General features: G+C 60.6%; 14 protein-coding genes. 3 read left to right on the top strand and 11 right to left on the bottom strand.

Annotated features, from left to right (window positions below; all coding sequences use genetic code 11):
• Nucleotides 1-78: 78 nt before the first annotated feature.
• The 3 genes from ACP7A4_RS11690 to ACP7A4_RS11700 all read left to right on the top strand — a co-directional run bounded on the left by ACP7A4_RS11690 (nucleotide 79) and on the right by ACP7A4_RS11700 (nucleotide 3,717).
• Complete coding sequence (locus ACP7A4_RS11690) at nucleotides 79-1,134, top strand: permease (RefSeq protein ID WP_048365465.1); 1,056 nt, start codon at nucleotides 79-81, stop codon at nucleotides 1,132-1,134.
• 230 nt (nucleotides 1,135-1,364) lie between these two features.
• Nucleotides 1,365-2,093: a carbonic anhydrase gene (locus ACP7A4_RS11695; protein WP_426246953.1), complete on the top strand. Its 729-nt coding sequence runs from the start codon at nucleotides 1,365-1,367 to the stop codon at nucleotides 2,091-2,093.
• An 82-nt stretch (nucleotides 2,094-2,175) separates the two neighbouring features.
• The gene (locus ACP7A4_RS11700) at nucleotides 2,176-3,717 is read left to right on the top strand and encodes a SulP family inorganic anion transporter (protein ID WP_426246955.1); all 1,542 of its coding nucleotides are present in this window, start codon (nucleotides 2,176-2,178) and stop codon (nucleotides 3,715-3,717) included.
• 53 nt (nucleotides 3,718-3,770) lie between these two features.
• Here ACP7A4_RS11700 and ACP7A4_RS11705 read toward each other — a convergent pair whose 3' ends face one another.
• The 11 genes from ACP7A4_RS11705 to ACP7A4_RS11755 all read right to left on the bottom strand — a co-directional run bounded on the left by ACP7A4_RS11705 (nucleotide 3,771) and on the right by ACP7A4_RS11755 (nucleotide 16,712).
• A complete protein-coding gene (locus ACP7A4_RS11705) occupies nucleotides 3,771-4,784 on the bottom strand; it encodes an AraC family transcriptional regulator (protein WP_059762178.1) in 1,014 nt (337 codons plus the stop codon).
• Nucleotides 4,785-4,858: 74 nt separating this feature from the next.
• Nucleotides 4,859-5,896: a Rieske 2Fe-2S domain-containing protein gene (locus ACP7A4_RS11710; protein ID WP_059762177.1), complete on the bottom strand. Its 1,038-nt coding sequence runs from the start codon at nucleotides 5,894-5,896 to the stop codon at nucleotides 4,859-4,861.
• A 108-nt stretch (nucleotides 5,897-6,004) separates the two neighbouring features.
• Nucleotides 6,005-6,832, bottom strand: a complete 828-nt coding sequence (locus ACP7A4_RS11715) for an SDR family NAD(P)-dependent oxidoreductase (protein ID WP_426246958.1) — start codon at nucleotides 6,830-6,832, stop codon at nucleotides 6,005-6,007.
• Between the two features lie 14 nt (nucleotides 6,833-6,846).
• Entirely contained in the window at nucleotides 6,847-7,614 is a 768-nt protein-coding gene (locus ACP7A4_RS11720) for an SDR family oxidoreductase (protein ID WP_426246960.1), read from the bottom strand.
• 95 nt (nucleotides 7,615-7,709) lie between these two features.
• Nucleotides 7,710-8,954 carry a helix-turn-helix transcriptional regulator gene (locus ACP7A4_RS11725; RefSeq protein WP_059762174.1) on the bottom strand — a complete coding sequence of 415 codons (1,245 nt, stop codon included), beginning with the start codon at nucleotides 8,952-8,954 and terminating at the stop codon, nucleotides 7,710-7,712.
• A 167-nt stretch (nucleotides 8,955-9,121) separates the two neighbouring features.
• Entirely contained in the window at nucleotides 9,122-11,548 is a 2,427-nt protein-coding gene (locus ACP7A4_RS11730) for an efflux RND transporter permease subunit (protein WP_426246962.1), read from the bottom strand.
• 10 nt (nucleotides 11,549-11,558) lie between these two features.
• Nucleotides 11,559-12,533: a WD40/YVTN/BNR-like repeat-containing protein gene (locus ACP7A4_RS11735; RefSeq protein ID WP_203303563.1), complete on the bottom strand. Its 975-nt coding sequence runs from the start codon at nucleotides 12,531-12,533 to the stop codon at nucleotides 11,559-11,561.
• Nucleotides 12,534-12,771: 238 nt separating this feature from the next.
• Nucleotides 12,772-14,127 (bottom strand): MATE family efflux transporter, encoded by a 1,356-nt coding sequence (locus ACP7A4_RS11740; protein WP_059762171.1) that lies wholly within the window; start codon nucleotides 14,125-14,127, stop codon nucleotides 12,772-12,774.
• A gap of 101 nt (nucleotides 14,128-14,228) precedes the next feature.
• On the bottom strand, nucleotides 14,229-15,437 hold the full coding sequence (locus ACP7A4_RS11745) for an acetyl-CoA C-acyltransferase (protein ID WP_203303562.1): 1,209 nt from the start codon (nucleotides 15,435-15,437) through the stop codon (nucleotides 14,229-14,231).
• A gap of 8 nt (nucleotides 15,438-15,445) precedes the next feature.
• The gene (locus tag ACP7A4_RS11750) at nucleotides 15,446-15,916 is read right to left on the bottom strand and encodes a MaoC family dehydratase (RefSeq protein ID WP_059762169.1); all 471 of its coding nucleotides are present in this window, start codon (nucleotides 15,914-15,916) and stop codon (nucleotides 15,446-15,448) included.
• A 10-nt stretch (nucleotides 15,917-15,926) separates the two neighbouring features.
• Entirely contained in the window at nucleotides 15,927-16,712 is a 786-nt protein-coding gene (locus tag ACP7A4_RS11755) for an SDR family oxidoreductase (protein WP_059762168.1), read from the bottom strand.
• Between the last annotated feature and the right edge of the window lie 20 nt (nucleotides 16,713-16,732).

Genomic DNA, 16,732 nt, shown 5'->3' on the forward strand with positions numbered 1-16,732 from the left:
CGGCCTGCTCGCTGGCGTAAACCGCACGCAGGTTTGGCGTATGATGCGCCGCTATTTCCTCATGTCCGGTAACTGTTTATGCCCAGTATCTCCTCAGCCCAACCTTCCAGAGGCTGGTCATTCTGGTGGAAACCGCTGTTATTCCTGCTGATCGCAGGCATTGGCCTGTACTACGTCAAGTGGTCGCCGTACTACTTCAAAGCCTTTGTCGCCGCTGACAATCACAGCATCGGCGCTTCAATCCTCAACGACAATCAGGGCGAACCCGTTGCAGCGGCCCTGGCCTACGCCAAGGTGTATTTTCTGGCGATCTGGAAAGCCGCCGTGCTGGCGGTCATTCTCGGCTCACTGATCCAGGTGTTGATCCCTCGTGACTGGTTACTGCGCCTGTTCGGTAAGGCCGGGTTCGGCTCAACCTTGCGCGGCGGGCTGTTCGCGTTGCCGGGCATGATGTGTACGTGCTGTGCAGCCCCCGTGGCGGCAGGCATGCGCCGACAAAAAGTCTCGGTCGGCGCAGCGCTCGCGTTCTGGATCGCCAACCCGGTGCTTAATCCGGCCACATTGGTATTCATGGGCTTTGTCCTGGGTTGGGGGTTTAGCGCGCTGCGTTTGGTAGCAGGCATTGTATTGGTGCTCGGTGTGTCGATGATTGCGCAACGCATCTCACGCCCCGAAAACATCCCCGACGCCGCGCTGGAGGCTGTGTCCCAGGCCAGCCAGATTGATCAGCAACATTTCTTTGTGCGCTGGGGCCAAACCTTGTGGCAGCTGTTCTGGAACACCATCCCGGTGTACCTGCTGGCGGTATTGCTACTGGGCGCGGCCCGTGTGTGGCTGTTCCCTCACGTCGATGGCGCCATGAGCGACAGCCTGATGTGGCTGGTGCCATTGGCAATTGTCGGCACTTTGTTTGTGATCCCGACCGCGGCTGAAATTCCGATCGTGCAAACCATGATGGCGCTGGGCATGGGCACCGCACCTGCCGTGGCCCTGCTGATGACTTTGCCGAGCGTGAGCTTGCCGTCGCTGTTGATGCTGCGCAAAGACTTTGATGCCCGCGTGCTGGTCAGCGTCGCATTGATGACCATGCTGGTGGGTGTGGTGAGTGGACTGGTGGGTATGTGGTTGCTTTGAAACCGGCATAACGTCCTGCTCAACCGGTGTGCTGGGGCGAACCTGAATTGCCCCTGCACAGCGCTGTTCACGGCCCGTCGCGATTGCTCAATGCCATCATGAAAGCCTTGTGCCAGAGCGGTTAATTCAGTTTGAGTTAAGCTTCAAACGGTACTTTTTCATTCGAGTCGCTGATGACTTTTTTCTGGACACAAGCGGAAATCTCTCCGCTTTGCCAAAGAGGATGAATGATGAGTACCAAGGATAATCAGCCGTTAGCTGTAGCTACTGCCCCCCACCCGGCCGAACACGCCGATGCAGCGCTACAGCTCATAGTCGAAGGGTTTCTGCACTTTCAGCACGAGGTCTTTCCGCAACAGAAAGACCTGTTCAAAAAACTCGCCACCGCCCAACGTCCCCGCGCCATGTTCATTGCCTGCGCCGATTCCAGAATCGTGCCCGAACTCATCACTCAAAGCGCTCCCGGCGATTTATTTGTCACCCGAAATGTCGGTAACGTGGTGCCGCCTTACGGGCAAATGAACGGCGGTGTTTCAACCGCCATCGAATACGCCAGCCTGGTCCTGGGCGTGCAGCACATCATCGTATGCGGACATTCCGATTGTGGGGCCATGCGCGGCGTGCTCAACCCCGACACCCTGCACGCCATGCCCACCGTCAAAGCCTGGTTGCGCCATGCAGAAGTGGCCAAGACCATGGTTCATGAAAACTGCGGCTGCGCCGATGAATCCGAAAGCATGCACCGCCTGACGGAAGAAAACGTGATCGCGCAACTGCAACACCTGCGCACTCACCCCAGCGTTGCGTCGCGCATGGCCAACGGACAATTGTTCATCCACGGCTGGATCTACGACATCGAAACCGGCGGGATTAAAGCCTACGACGCACAGCAAGGGGCTTTTCTGCCCTTGAACGACGCGCAGGCCATTCCATCGGCGACGCCCAAAGCGCGCTTCTAACCATTCCCGACCTTGCAAAGCAGTGACTGGCGCATACCCAGTCAGGCCTTGCTGTGTCTAAAACATGCTGGGGAAAGTTGCCATGCGTGCTGAACAATTAAAAGCCGTCTTGCCACGGGAGTTATTGGCTTCGGTGGTGGTGTTTCTGGTGGCGTTGCCCTTGTGCATGGGCATCGCCATCGCATCGGGCATGCCGCCCGCCAAAGGGTTGATCACAGGCATCATCGGCGGGCTGGTGGTCGGCTGGATGGCCGGCTCACCGTTGCAAGTCAGCGGGCCGGCAGCGGGACTGGCGGTGCTGGTGTTCGAAATCGTCCGTCAACATGGCATTGCCATGCTCGGCCCTATCCTGCTGTTGGCGGGGCTTGTGCAACTGCTGGCCGGGCGTTTGCGCCTGGGTTGCTGGTTCCGGGTAACGGCACCGGCGGTGGTGTACGGCATGCTCGCCGGGATCGGCGTACTCATCGTGTTATCGCAAGTGCATGTCATGTTGGACGGCGTACCCAAGCCTTCCGGGCTGGAAAACCTCAGCGGCTTTGCGCCAGCGCTCATGGCCGCGATCCCGACCTTGGGCGGCGGACTGGGCTGGCAAGCCGGTTTACTGGGGTTGAGCACCATTCTGGTGATGTGGCTATGGGACAAGTTTCGCCCGCAGCGCCTGCGCTTTGTGCCCGGCGCCTTGCTAGGCGTAGGGCTGACTACCGGGTTCAGCTTGCTGCTGAGCTTGCCCGTCAAACGTGTTGAGGTCCCGGAAAATCTTGCCGATGCCATCGACTGGCTGCGTCCCGCCGACCTGTTGAACCTGGCCGACCCGACACTGCTGCTGGCTGCGTTCACAGTCGCGTTCATCGCCAGTGCCGAAACGCTGTTATCCGCCGCCGCCGTAGACCGCATGCACAATGGTCAACGCTCGGACTTTGACAAAGAGCTGTGCGCCCAAGGCGTCGGCAACATGCTCTGCGGTCTGCTCGGTGCACTGCCCATGACCGGCGTGATTGTGCGCAGCTCCGCCAACGTACAGGCAGGTGCCACCACGCGGCTTTCTGCCATGCTGCACGGCGTGTGGTTGCTGGCATTTGTGATGCTGCTGTCCAGTGTGTTGCAAAGCATTCCGGTGGCCAGCCTGGCGGGCGTGTTGGTGTATACCGGCTTCAAATTGGTGGACCTCAAAGCCTTTCGCGGTTTGGCGCGCTATGGCCGCATGCCGAAGTTCACCTACGCGGCCACCGCGCTGGCGATCATTTTCACGGACTTGCTCAGCGGCGTGCTGATCGGTTTTGCCCTGACCCTGGCCAACCTGGCCTGGAACGCCGCACGCCTGAAAATAAGCCTGATCGAGCTGCCTCAACCCAACGAGCTGGAACTGCGCCTCACCGGTGCGGCGACGTTTCTCAAAGTCCCGGCCCTCACCCGCACGTTAGCGCGAGTGCCTGCGGGCAGCACCGTACATGTACCGCTGAGTAACCTGAGTTACATCGACCATTCCTGCCTGGAGTTGTTTGAGGAGTGGCAGCGAGCCAATGCGGCCAGCAGCTCGACACTGATGATCGAGCCACGCGGTTTGAAACGTCGTCTGGAAGGACGGACCCGCACCACCGCAGGCTTGGGTTCGGCGCCTGCGTAGCCGTTTTGCCTGCACGCCTGTCGTTGCGCGCGGCATTGCAGCGACAGGCTCAGTCAATTAACGCCCAGAATCAAACTGCGATAGTGGCCGGGGTTACTCCCCGTCCATTTGCGAAAGGCTTTATAGAACGAACTGGTGTCGGCAAACCCCAGGTTCAGCGCAATGTCAGCAAAGCTCAACTGCGGCTCTGCCAGCCAGCCGATGGCCAGCTCTTTGCGCACGCCGTCCTTGAGGCCCTGATAGGTCTGCCCTTCTTCAGCCAAACGACGACGCAAGGTAGAGGCGGACATGCACAAGGTCTGCGCCAGCCCCTCGGTATCGGGCCATTGCGCAGCCTGCACGCACCGCAAATTCTGCTTGATCTGGCTGGCCAGACTTTGCGGGTCGCGGTATTTGACCAGAATATTGGCCGGTGCCTGCGCCAGAAAACGCTGTAACTCTTGCTCTGTGCGCTTGATCGGCGCGTCCAGGCCATCGGCCGCGAAAATCATGCGCGTGCGGGGCCGCTCAAAGCGCAGGTTGTCGGAAAACATCACCGCATAGTCTTCGCAGTAAGCGGGCGCTGCACAGCGCAACTCGATCGTCAGAATGGGAATGCGCCGCCCGGCGAGCCAACACGCCACACCGTGCACGATCATCCAATAGGCAAAGTAGGTGAAGGCGCGGCTCGGGGTCTCTTGCGGCTCATGCAAAACAATTTCGGCCAGGCTTTGTTGGCGCACCAACGTGGCCGGCAAACGCTCAAGCATCAGCGACAAAAAGCCCAGCACCAGTTCCAGACCCTGCGCCAGGGTCGGCTGTGCCATCGCCGAGCGGCACATGAAGGCCAGGCTGCCAGAGCGCAATTTACGCGGGTCCATGCCGAAGAATTCATCGTCCAGGCGCCGCGCCAGTAAACGCCACAGACGAGCATACAGGTGCGCAGGCACGCGCCCTTCGGTCTGATCCGCAAGGGCTGGGTCGATGCCAGCTTTGTGCAGCACCTCGCGCATCGCCGCAGGTGTGGCACAGCTTTGCAACAGCGCCTCACGCACCAAGTGGATAGAGATCGTGTCTTTGCTCAACATTGGCCTTGATCCACGCCCGCTGGTTTTTATATGTGGGCCATCTTAAGCAGCGTGGATCAAAAAGCCAGTGTTGATCAGCGATTGTCCACCGTGGTGAAGGCACGGTTTTGGGCCATGCTTGCGGGCACGCTGGCCTCGTCAGTGAAGAACTGCTGATACCACTCGCGCAGTTGATACACCGGGCCATCACCTTCGGCCAGTACCGGGTTGTTGACCCGAATTTTGTGGGTCCAGATGTCCACGTCCTGATAGAACGAGTCGCGGTTGCGCTGCACATAGTCAAGCGCCAGCGCTTCGTTCTGTGCCTGCGTCCAGCCGGGGACTTTTTTCACCATGCAGCCAAAACGCAGCTCGAAACTGTTTGCCCCGATTGGCACGTGGCAGTTGAGCAGAATCGACTTGATTTCCTGGCCATCAAACACCGCGCGCATGCGCGTAAAGTGCGTCGCTGGCCCGTAATAGGCCGACTCTGCGACCAAATCACCACCCAAACGCGCTGAGTCACCGTGGAAAATCTGCTGGGCGATATGGCCTTCGAAGATGTTGTGAAAATACTTGGTCGGTGTGCCGTGGACCGGCCCGAAATGCTGCGCATCGACCAGGTTGTCCACCAGTTCGCGCGGATTTGTATTAATGACCAGCGTGTCCATGTGCCAAGAATGCAGCCACTCGTCGCTGTCCATTTCCGGCAGGTGCGGAATCACCACGCCCTCGGCAGGCGCATTGCCTTCCGGGTTGTGCCACACAAACAGCAGCCTGTTCACTTCACAGGTTTGCCAGGCGCGGGTTTTGGCCTTGGGCGGAATGCGTTTGCAGTAAGGGATTTCGACGCACTTACCGCTGGCGTCGTACTGCCAGTGGTGGAACGGGCAAACGATGCGATCGTTTTCAATCGTGCCTTGGGACAGGTCGGCACCCATGTGCGGGCAATGCGCATCGAGCACGCTGATTTCCCCTGTCGAGGTCGCAAAAGCCAAGAGCCGCGAGCCAAAGATGTTCAGGGTATGCAGCTTGCCATCCCGGTAATCCTGCGCCTCGCCCAAGCAATGCCAACCCCTGCCAAAGCGCGGTGCCAGTGCATTTTCAACGTGGATGTCTGCCAGCTTAGTCATTTTTATTATTCCTCCGGTCAAAGGCCTCAAGTCTTGCCTGGAGATCTTTGACCAGCGCTCAGGCGGCTTCATCGTTCAGATGGACTAGAAGCAGCCCTCACCCACCCGCTACCACTCAACAATCCGCTGCTCGCGCGCAAACGGCTGGCAGTGCACGGTTTTGCGCTGGTGATCAATCGCCGCCTCCTGCGTCGCCAACCACAGCATCACGGCTGCCGGTACGTGGGGCGGCGCAGAGCCTGCACGCAAGGCAATCACGCCTTGCTCTCCCACGGTGGCGCGCAAAGCGTCGGTGGTCACCACCCCCGGATTGAGGGTGTAGGCACGTATGCCCTGCTCACCCAACTCCACCGACAAAATACCCGAAAGCCGAGACACCGCAGCCTTGCCCGCGCCATAGGCATAGCCCCAGCCGCCTTTTCCTGCGGCCACGGGCGGGTCGCTCTCACCCGCCCCGGAGGTGACATTGATCACCACCCCGCCGCCCTGTGCCAGCATGCCGCTGACCACCGCGCGGGTGAGCAGAAAAGGCCCCATGACATACCCTTGAAAGACGCGCTCCAGCGTGTCTGGCGCCAGCGCCATAAACGGTGCGTTCAGATCACTGCCTTGATAAATCGCATTATTGATCAGCACATCCACCCGTCCGTATTCAGCAAACACGGCCTGGCTTGCCGCCAGCACCGAGGCACTGTCGAGCACGTCCATGGGCACCACCAAGGCCCTGCGCCCCAGCGTGCGAATTGCCGCAGCGGTAGCGTTCAAACTGCCCGGCAACGCTGAGCCGTCCGGGTTACGCAAACCGTGCAGGTGGTGTTCACCTTCTTCAAGGCTGCGGGCGCTGATCGCCAGATCAAACCCGGCACGGGCGAAGGCCAGTGCAGTCTCACGGCCGATACCCCGGCTGGCACCGGTCACAAAAGCCACTTTAGTCATGGTTTTCACCTGATTCAGAAACGCTGAGGTCGTGCCATAGCGTCCATGCCGCCATCGACAAACAGCACGCTACCGGTGATGAAACTGGCCTGCGGCGACTGCAAAAAGGCCACCGCTTGAGCAATTTCTTCAGGGCGTCCGGCACGCCCCAAAGGGGCGACGAAGTCCCTTACCGCCTGTCCAAAGCGCGCATCATCCTTGGCGGCTTGATGCAACGGTGTTTCGACGGCACCCGGCGCGATCACGTTAAGTCGAATGCCCTGCCTGGCCCACTGCACGGCTTTGCGTCGAGCGTCACACGTGACGGCGTATTTGGAACTGGCGTAAGCGAGGTGCGGTTGAGCCAAGGCGTCGGCCATTTCAAGGGCCTGGCGCTCGTCACCCGCGAGTAACGCGTCCACCATCGGCTGTTGGTCCGCGCCAGGCTGGGTGGCTGCCACCGAGCCAATCACCAGCGCGGCCGAGTCCTGCCCTCTGGACAGCGCATCGGCCAAGCCTTCCAGCAGTTCGCTGACCCCAAAGTAATTGACTGCCAATAGCAGGCTGCTGGACGAAGCTGTCACCCCAAGCCCGGCGCAGCACACCAGCCCATCCAACACCCCGTCACATTGTTCAAGCACCTGCGCCACCGCCGCTTGCCGGCCTTCACGGCTGGCCAGATCGGCGACTACCTGCGCATTGGCACGATCAATCCCGATGATGCGATGCCCGCGAGCGCGTAAAACCTCGCACACGGCGGCGCCGATCCCGGACGCAGAACCACTCACAGCAGTAACTGGCATAAGGTTTTCCTTGAAGGTGCAGACCGTTGGCGGCCTGACTGACGTGAATGACGGCGACCCTGAGCGTCACCGTCAACAGGCTTTAAAAAAACGGGTCACGCGCTCTGACGGAGGCTGCGGGCCAATTTGGGCGCGGGTACAACCACTCGCTCAGGCGCTTGCAAGGCGCACTTGGGCTTTCCCAGCGCGACCACGCTGTTCAGTAAAATCCTCACCAGTTCGGTCTGGCGCCGCACACCGGTCTTGGAAAAAATCGAGCGCAAATGGGCGCGCGCGGTGTTGCGTCGAATATTGAGGTTTTCTGCGGCTTCCTCCAGCGACAAACCATTGGCCAACTCCATCGCCAGCGCCGTCTCCGCCTTGGTCAGGTTGAACAGTTGCTTGGTCACCACCTCACTGGCCAGCGACTTGCCGACCGCATCGCGGATGTACACCACGGCAGCCGGCTTGCTCTTGCCTTCGGCCCATTCCAGCGAAGGAATCGCTTCCACCACGACCCCCAGGCTGACCTGGCCCGAGGGCCGGGTGACTGACATGGCGTCCGCCGTCACGCCACCTTCGCGCACCTGGGCACTGAATGCGTGTTTGACCAAACGCTGTAGCTCGCGGTTATCACTGGGGTATGTAGCCTCAAGGCGGCCGCCGACCAATTTGAGGCCGTCGCCACTGTTGAGGATTTCTTCGGCGACCGGGTTCAAACGCAACACCTTGCCGGTCTCATCCAGCACCAGCGTGGCCACAGACAGGCGACTGATGGCTTGCGAATACAGCTCGCTGATCGACTCGCTGCGGTCCAGCAGGTTGTGCATGTGCAGGGCGCGGCGCAAATGCGGCAAAAACAGGCTGCACAAGGCACGGTCGGCCTGAGAAAACGCCGGGGAGGTTTTAGGTCGGGTAATACGAAACCGCAGCTTGCCACCCTCCGGCGTGGAGATGTCCGCCCCCATCACGTGGTACACGTTCTGTTGACCGCAGTAGGCTTTGAAATACGCCGAAGCGACCCAGTCTGCCTCGCTCATCAAGTCTTCGACGGTGAACACTTGATCCAGCGCCTGACCGATGAACGGGGTGTTGGTTTGCGGGTAGGTTTGATAGGTCAGCTCACCCTCGCCCTCGATATCCCCCGCCACAATCATCAAACCCATGTCGGGCTGATCCGGCACGCGCAAAATCAGCGTGGCGTAATTGGCCTTGAACATCGCACGCACGGCGCACAACGTGCGGCCCATGACTTTTGGGTCCAGCGCACCGTCATAAAAGCTGCCGACCAAGTGGTCGTAATCGCTCAGTTCAACCCCCAGGCTGGCCAGGGTCTGATGGTTCAAGGTCACTGTATCCATGGACGTTTCCTCGCAATGGGCGCGGTTCAAGACCTGCCCTTTTTTATTGTTATGGTTGCCAGTGGCGGGCGCATCAGCGCCTGCCCGTTAATCCGTCAATGCCGCGCAAAGCGGCCTCAGTGTGGGGGCAATGCAGAACCTCCTGCAATCGCCCCCCGGCCTCTGTTTCACAGGTTTGTGATGCCCTTGGCAGCGACGCCGGATTTATGCGGGTAATGCCCGCACGCGGGTTCATTGGCCCGTTTTTTGACCTTGACCAGCGCTCGCCCCAGGTTGAACCAGGCCGCCAGCGCGGGCAGTAAAAAGATCGCTCCCAGCACGTTGACCAAGAACATAAACGACAGCAGCACGCCCATGTCCGCCTGGAACTTGAGCGGAGCAAACGCCCAGGTACACACCCCGATCGACATGGTCAGCGCGGTGAACACGGCCGCGGTGCCGCGCTGACACATGGCTTGATAAAACGCGGTGCGCAAGTCCTTGCCGTCGGCCATTTCATGCTCAATGCGCTCGTACAGGTAGATACCGTAATCCACCCCCACCCCGACGCCCAACGCCATCACCGGCAACGTTGCCACCTTCAGGCCGATGCCCAGTGTCGCCATCAGCGCGTTACACAAGATAGCGACAATCGCCAATGGCACCAAAATGCACAGCACAGCCCGCAACGAACCAAACGTCAGCCAGCAAAACAGCGCCACCGAACCGAACAACGCCGCCAGCATCACCACTTCTGCCTGCTTGACGGCCTCGTTGGAAGCCGCCATCACCCCGACGTTGCCACCCGCCAGCAAGAACGTCACCTGCGGGCTTTGCAAACCGTCAATGATGCGCTTGGTTTCGTTGATCACATGGCTCACGGTCGCGCCTTCGTGGTCGGTGAGGAACACCAGAATCTGCATGCGCTGGCAGCCTTCGGTCACCAGGCCATCATCGGGCATATAGGCCCGCGCGCCCTGACTCAACCCGCGCTCAGACCCCGGAATCGCCGACCAGCGCGGGTTGCCCTCATTGTTGCCGGCAATCACGTTCTTGCTCATGCCCGCCACGCTTTGCACCGATTGCACCCCCGGCACGCTGCGGATCTGAAAATCGAACGACTCAACGGCCCGCATCACCTGCGGTGCCAGGCAGCCTTCTTCAACACCCGAGACCTGCACGAACACCGACATCACGTCCAGACCAATGGAGTAACTGCTGATGATTTTCTGGTTGTCCTGGTTGTAACGCGAATCGGCCCGCAGCTCCGGCGCGCCCATCCCGATGTCCCCCACGGCCAGATCACGCGCTTTGTAGGCGCCTACACCCAGCAGCAGCAAGCTGATGGCGAACACCGCCAACGCAGGCTTGGGTTCGGCGAGTGCCGACAGCCGCCACCACAGCGGGTGCTTGCCCGCCGCCTTGCGGCCCTGACGCAAGGCGCTGCTTTCAAGCGTCAGGTACGACAGGATGATCGGCAGCATCAGTTTGTTGGTGATGATCATCAGCATCACACCAATGCAGGCGGTAACCCCCAGTTCGTGCACGATGGGGATATCAATCAGCATGATCACGCCAAACCCCAGCGCGTTCATCAGCAGTGCCAGCGAGCCTGGAATGAAAATCTTGCAGAACGCACCGTGCGCGGCCTGCACCGAGGTGTGGCCGGCCAGTACGTCCTGCTTCCACGCATTGGTCATTTGCACCGCGTGGGACACGCCGATGGAGAAAATCAAAAACGGCACCAGAATCGACATCGGGTCGATGCCCAACCCCAGCAGCGGCAGCAGGCCCAACAGCCAAATGACCGGCAATAACGCCACCACCAGTGCCACCAGCGTCAGGCGCCACGAGCGCGAATACAGCCACAGCAGCAAGGCGGTGATCACAAACGCAATCACAAAGAAGCCGATGACCGTGTTCAGCCCCTCAACCACATCGCCCACCAGTTTGGCGAAACCGACGATATTGATCTCAATGTTGTCGCTGCTGTACTGGGCACGAATGTTTTCCAGACGCTGCGCCACTTGGGCATACGACACCGGCTTGCCGGTTTTTGGGTCCTGCTCCTGTAGGTCCGCGCGCACCATTGATGAGGTCAAGTCGTGGGCCACCAGGCGCCCGATTTGCCCCGAGCGCGCCACGTTGTTACGCACCTGATCCAGGTCTTCGCGCGAACCGGTAAAGCGTGGCGGTACGACCACATCGCCGAAAAAACCGTCTTCGGTGATTTCGATATAGCGCACATTGGCGGTGAACAGAGACGTGACGCTGGCGCGGCTCACGCCATTAATAAAGAACACCTCGTCGGTGACTTTATTCAGCGTGTCGAGAAATTCGCGGTTGTAAATATCGCCCTCACCCTTCCACTTCACGCTGACCAAAAAGCGGTTGGCACCGGTGAAGTACTGGCTGAAGTTGAGAAAGTTGACCATGTAGGCATTGCGCACCGGGATTTGCTTGTTGAACCCCGGATCGAGTTGGGTGCGGGTGGCGCTGTAACCCAGCGCCACGGTCAACACTACAAACAGCGCCAGCAACGCTTTGCGCCAATGGATCAGCCAATCGGCAGTGCGCTCGACCAGCCGCGTAACCGTGGAGTTAGCGACGTTCATTTAGCGCTCCTTATTGAGTCCGCGCAGCAACGCTGGCGTCCGTGCCCTGAAATACTCCGCGTTCACCGCCCACCAACAAGCGCCCTGCGTTGACGATGACCGCCGAGGTCAAGGTGCCCAGCCCCGGCAAACGTGTCGCGCTGACCCGCTGCCCTGTGCCATCGAGGCGCACCATTGAGCTGCCTGCCCCCACGATCAGCACGCCGTCCCCTTTGGGCAGCAACACATGACCATAGAGTGGCAGCGTGTTGCCCACGGCGACCTGCTGCCAGGACTGGCCAAAGTCTTGACTGACGAACACATGGCCGCGCATGCCATAGGTCACCCAGCGCTCGGCGCTCAAACGCACCACACCAAACAGCGAGCCGTTGTAAAACGCCGGCAGCGTCTGCCAGTGCTGGCCCGCGTCGTCGGTGCGCATCACCAGCCCTTGCTCGCCCACCACCATGCGCCGCCCGTCAGGGCCACCGTCCATGCCATTCAGGTGCGCACTGTCGACACTCAACGCCGTCGCCCGCCAGGTGCGGCCCGCGTCATCGGACTGATAAAACTTGCCGAAACTGCCAAACGCCAAGACCTGCTGCGCGCCGGCACTCCAGATGCCCAGCAGGGGTTCAGCCAGTTCGCTGTCGTAACGCACCTCGGCCCAATGAGCGCCTTGATCGTCAGAGCGTAAAATCCAGCCGTCATGCCCAACGGCCAACAGGCTGCTGTCGGTCAACGCCACCAGCGCCGTGAGGGTCAAATCCCGTTGCGGCGTCACCGTGGCCGGTTGCCAGGACGCGCCCTGATCATCACTGAGCAACACCGTGCCGCGCTCGCCCACCGCCACCACGCGCTGGTCGAGGTAGACCATGCCGTTGATTTGCAAGCGGTCGGCGCGCAGCGGTTCGCCAGCGACGTCCAGTGTTGTGCGGGGGGTGAAGGTGAATGCGATGGTGACGGCAACGATCAGGCACACCAGATAACCGATTAGCGAACGCATGATCGATACCTCGCGGCACGAGGCAGTAGAAGGGCGAATTGCATACGGCCAGTCCTCTTCTTTTTATAGTCGTGGAGGCTGTGACGAACTCAGCGGCGAGGTCGCAGCAACCTGGCCTCGATAATCAGACCGGGCAGTCACAGGCACATCGTCCAAATGGCCTAGCTGGGCGTGAGGGGGTTGTTCAAGGGGCTCACCGGGCCGTTACCGCGCAGGTAACGGCCAGCGATTGCGCGTTTCAGATCAGGCGCTGGATCTGTTTATGACGCCACACCAGACGGTAGTAGGCGGTTTGCAAAGCCAGCATGGTCAGGTAGGTCACCGGAAAGGCCATCCACACCCCTTGCAGGCCGAAATGCGCATCCAGCGCATAGGCCACCGGCAATTCAACCGCCACTACGCAGAAGATGGTGATACCCATCGGCACCAGCACCACGCCGCTGGCGCGCATGATCCCGCCCACCACCGCCTGAAAACCAAAGAACAGAATGCTCCAGAGCATGATGTGCAACAGGTGCTCAGCCCGTACCCGCGCTTCGACGTCGGTGATAAACAAGCCCAGCAACCAATGCGACAGCACATAGCCCAACAGTACCAGAGCGCCGGTCAGCCACAGGTTGATCATCAGGCCGGTGCGCAGAATCGGGCCAATGCGCTCGATGTGCCCGGCGCCAATGGCCTGGGCGCCGAGAATCGATGCGGTGATGGCAATCGACAGCGCCGGGAACTGCACGTAATTGACGATTTGCGTCACCGCTCCATAGGCCGCCGTGGCTTGCGAGCCGTGGCTGTTGACCAATGCCAGAATCACTAGCTCCGACAACGACAGCACCACCATCTGCACCCCGGTCGGCAAGCCGATGCGCAGCACTTTGGCCAAAATGGCACGGTCCAGGCGCAGCGCCGCCCAGAGTTCACGGTCCGGCGCCATGACGCTTTTTTTGTGGCGCAAACGCAGGCCCAGAAACAGCATGGCCAACACATTGCCCACCAGCCCGGCATAGGCGGCGCTTTGAATCCCCAGCGGCGGCAACCCCACCCAACCCAGAATCAGCGCCGGTGTCAGTAACAAACCCACAACGGTGGACACCATCAGTGCCAACAACGGCGAAACCGTGTCACTGACGCCGCGCAGCAACTGCGTGAACAAGATGAACACCAGCAGCAGCGGCATGATCAGCATCATGATCCGCGCGTAGGCCACCGCATCGTCCAGCACATCGACGGGCGTGCCCAACCCTTGCAACGCCGCACGGGCGAACACGCTGCCCACCACGGCGGCAATCAACCCGATCAACAGGCCCAAGGTCAGGGTGGCGCCGGTAATTTGCTTGACCATTGTGGTTTCACGGGCGCCCCACGCTTGCCCGATCAGCACCGATGCACCCGCTCCCAGGCCGATCACCAGCGCGATAAAGAAAAACACAATGGGAAACATGCCCGACACCGCCGCCAGTGCCTGCGTACCCAGCATCTGCCCGATGTAAATGCCATTCAGCGTGCCGGAGAAGCTTTGCAAAAAGTTGGACAGCACCATCGGCGCCAGAAAGATCAGATAGATCTGCCACAGCGGCCGTTGCGACGGGTTTTGCATAACCTGAACACCTCAAAACAGAGCAGTGAAGGGTTATACCGTATCTGGATCCAAAAGGGCTGCCAGTGACCCAATCCAACGCGCCTGCCAGGGATTGGCGGTTAGTTGAGTTCAAACAGCCCGGCCGCACCCATGCCGCCGCCAATGCACATCGCTACCACCACAAAACGCGCACCACGCCGACGGCCTTCCAACAAGGCATGGCCCACCATGCGTGTGCCCGACATGCCAAACGGATGCCCGATGGCGATGGCTCCGCCATTGACGTTCAAGCGCTCGTTGGGAATGTGCAAAAAGTCGCGGCAGTGGACCACTTGGCAGGCAAACGCCTCGTTGATTTCCCACAGGTCGATGTCCGATACGGTCAGGCCAAAGCGCTTGAGTAATTTGGGGATCGCCAACACCGGGCCTATGCCCATTTCTTCAGGGGCGCAGCCACTCACGGCCAGCCCGCGATACACACCGAGCGGTTCAAGTGCGCGCTGCTTGGCCTGGGCGCGACTCATTAACAACACCGCCGCCGCGCCGTCAGAGAACTGCGAGGCGTTGCCCGCGGTGATGAATTCGCCCTGCTGCACCCACTTGCCCTCTTTCCAGACCGGTTTGAGGGCAGCCAAATCGTCCAGCGTGGTGGACGCACGATTGCACTCGTCACGCTCGGCAATCACGTCTTGATGGCCGCCTGCCTTGCCTTCTTTGTCAAACAGCAGTTTGCGCGCTGCCAGCGGCACGATTTCTTCTGCAAATAAACCCGCCGCCTGCGCCGTCGCCGTGCGCTGCTGACTTTGCAGCGAGTAGGCGTCTTGCACCTCGCGGCTGATGCCGTACCGGCGTGACACGATTTCGGCGGTTTCCAGCATCGGGATGTAGGCGCTTGGCATGCACTCGATGACGGCTTGGGACTGGGCGCGGTAGGTGTTTTTGTGGGCGTTTTGCGTCAGCGACAACGACTCGACGCCACCGGCCACGGCAATCGACAGGTCGCCCGCCAGGATGCCTTGGGCCGCGATGCCAATGCTCATCAACCCCGAGGCGCACATGCGGTCAACCGCCATGCCCGGCACGGTGTCCGGCAAGCCTGCGGTGTACGCGCACAGACGGCCGATGTTGTAACCCTGAGTGCCTTGCTGCGCCGCCGCGCCCATGATCACGTCGTCAACGGCGCCCGGTTCGATCCCGGCACGCGCCACCACCGCGCGCACTACATGGCCGCCCAGCACAGGGGCTTCGGTGTCGTTGAAAGCGCCACGAAAAGACTTGCTCAACGCCGTTCGGGCGGTGGAGACGATCACCACATCCTGTGCATTCATGTTCAAGCTCACTGTTCAAGAGGGTTGAAGGTGTAACGGCTGATGGTGTCCACCACACAACCGGGGCGTTGGCTGCCCTCGATTTCGATGCTGATGCGCACCACGGCTTGCAGCGTGTCACCCAGCGCCTCGACGCTCAGCACTTCGCCATGGCCACGCACCCGCGAACCAACTTTGACCGCTGCCGGGAAGCGCAAGCGGTCAGTGCCGTAGTTCACCCCCATCGCCAGGTTGGCGAACTGCATGAGCTGGGGCATAAACAGGTTCGCCAGCGCCAGGGTCAGGTAACCGTGAGCGATGCACGCACCAAACGGGCCGTGCGCGGCGCGCTCAGGGTCGACATGAATCCATTGATGATCGCCGGTGGCCTCCGCAAACAGGTTGATGCGTTGTTGTGTCACCCGCAGCCAGTCGGTGTGGCCCAGGTCCATCCCCTGTGCGTCCTGCAACTGCTTGGCACTGCTGAAAAGCGTACTCATGGACGGCCCCTCACGCCTGTTGCGAACTGACCGGCAATACTTCGCCGACCATGTACGAGGCGTAGTCACTGGCCAAAAACACCATCACATTGGCCACCTCCCACACTTCGGCGGCACGGCCAAAAGCTTCACCGCTGGCCAGTTGTTCCAGCAGTTCGTGGCTGGAGGCTTTTTTCAAAAAATCATGCAGGGCAATCGACGGAGCGACCGCGTTGATCCGCACCCCGCTCTCGGCGGCTTCCAGTGCGCTGCAACGGGTCAGTGCCATGACCCCGGCCTTGGCGGCAGCGTAATGCGCCTGCTCCTTCTGTGCGCGCCAACCCAATACCGACGCGTTGTTGACGATGGCCCCGGCGCCGCGTTTTTCCATGTGCGGGAGCATGGCACGGGTCATGCGCATAGTGCCGGTCAGGGTAATGTCGAGCACCGACGACCACTGCTGGTCGCTCATGTCAGTGAGCCGCACCTGCCCGCCCAAGCCTGCATTGTTGATCAGCACATCGACACCGCCCAATGCGTCTTCAGCCGCCGCGACCAAGGCTTGCACCTGGGCTTCGACGGTCACGTTGCACAGTTGCCCGAACACCGCCTGCAAGCCGGTTTGGGCCTTGAGGCGTTCTACCGCCTCCTCCAGACGACGCGGGTGAATGTCAGAAATCATCAAGGCGCGGCAGCCTTCTTCGGCGCAGCGTTTGGCGGCAGCAAAGCCGATGCCTGCGCCTGCGGCGGCGGTAATCAACACTGACTTGCCGGCCAGCAGTTGATGGCCGGGAACGTAGGGGGGAGCTGGTTTCATGGTTGGAGGCCCTTCTCAAA

The organism is Pseudomonas sp. TWR3-1-1 (genome assembly GCF_049896545.1).
Classification (GTDB): Bacteria; Pseudomonadota; Gammaproteobacteria; order Pseudomonadales; family Pseudomonadaceae; genus Aquipseudomonas; species Aquipseudomonas weihenstephanensis.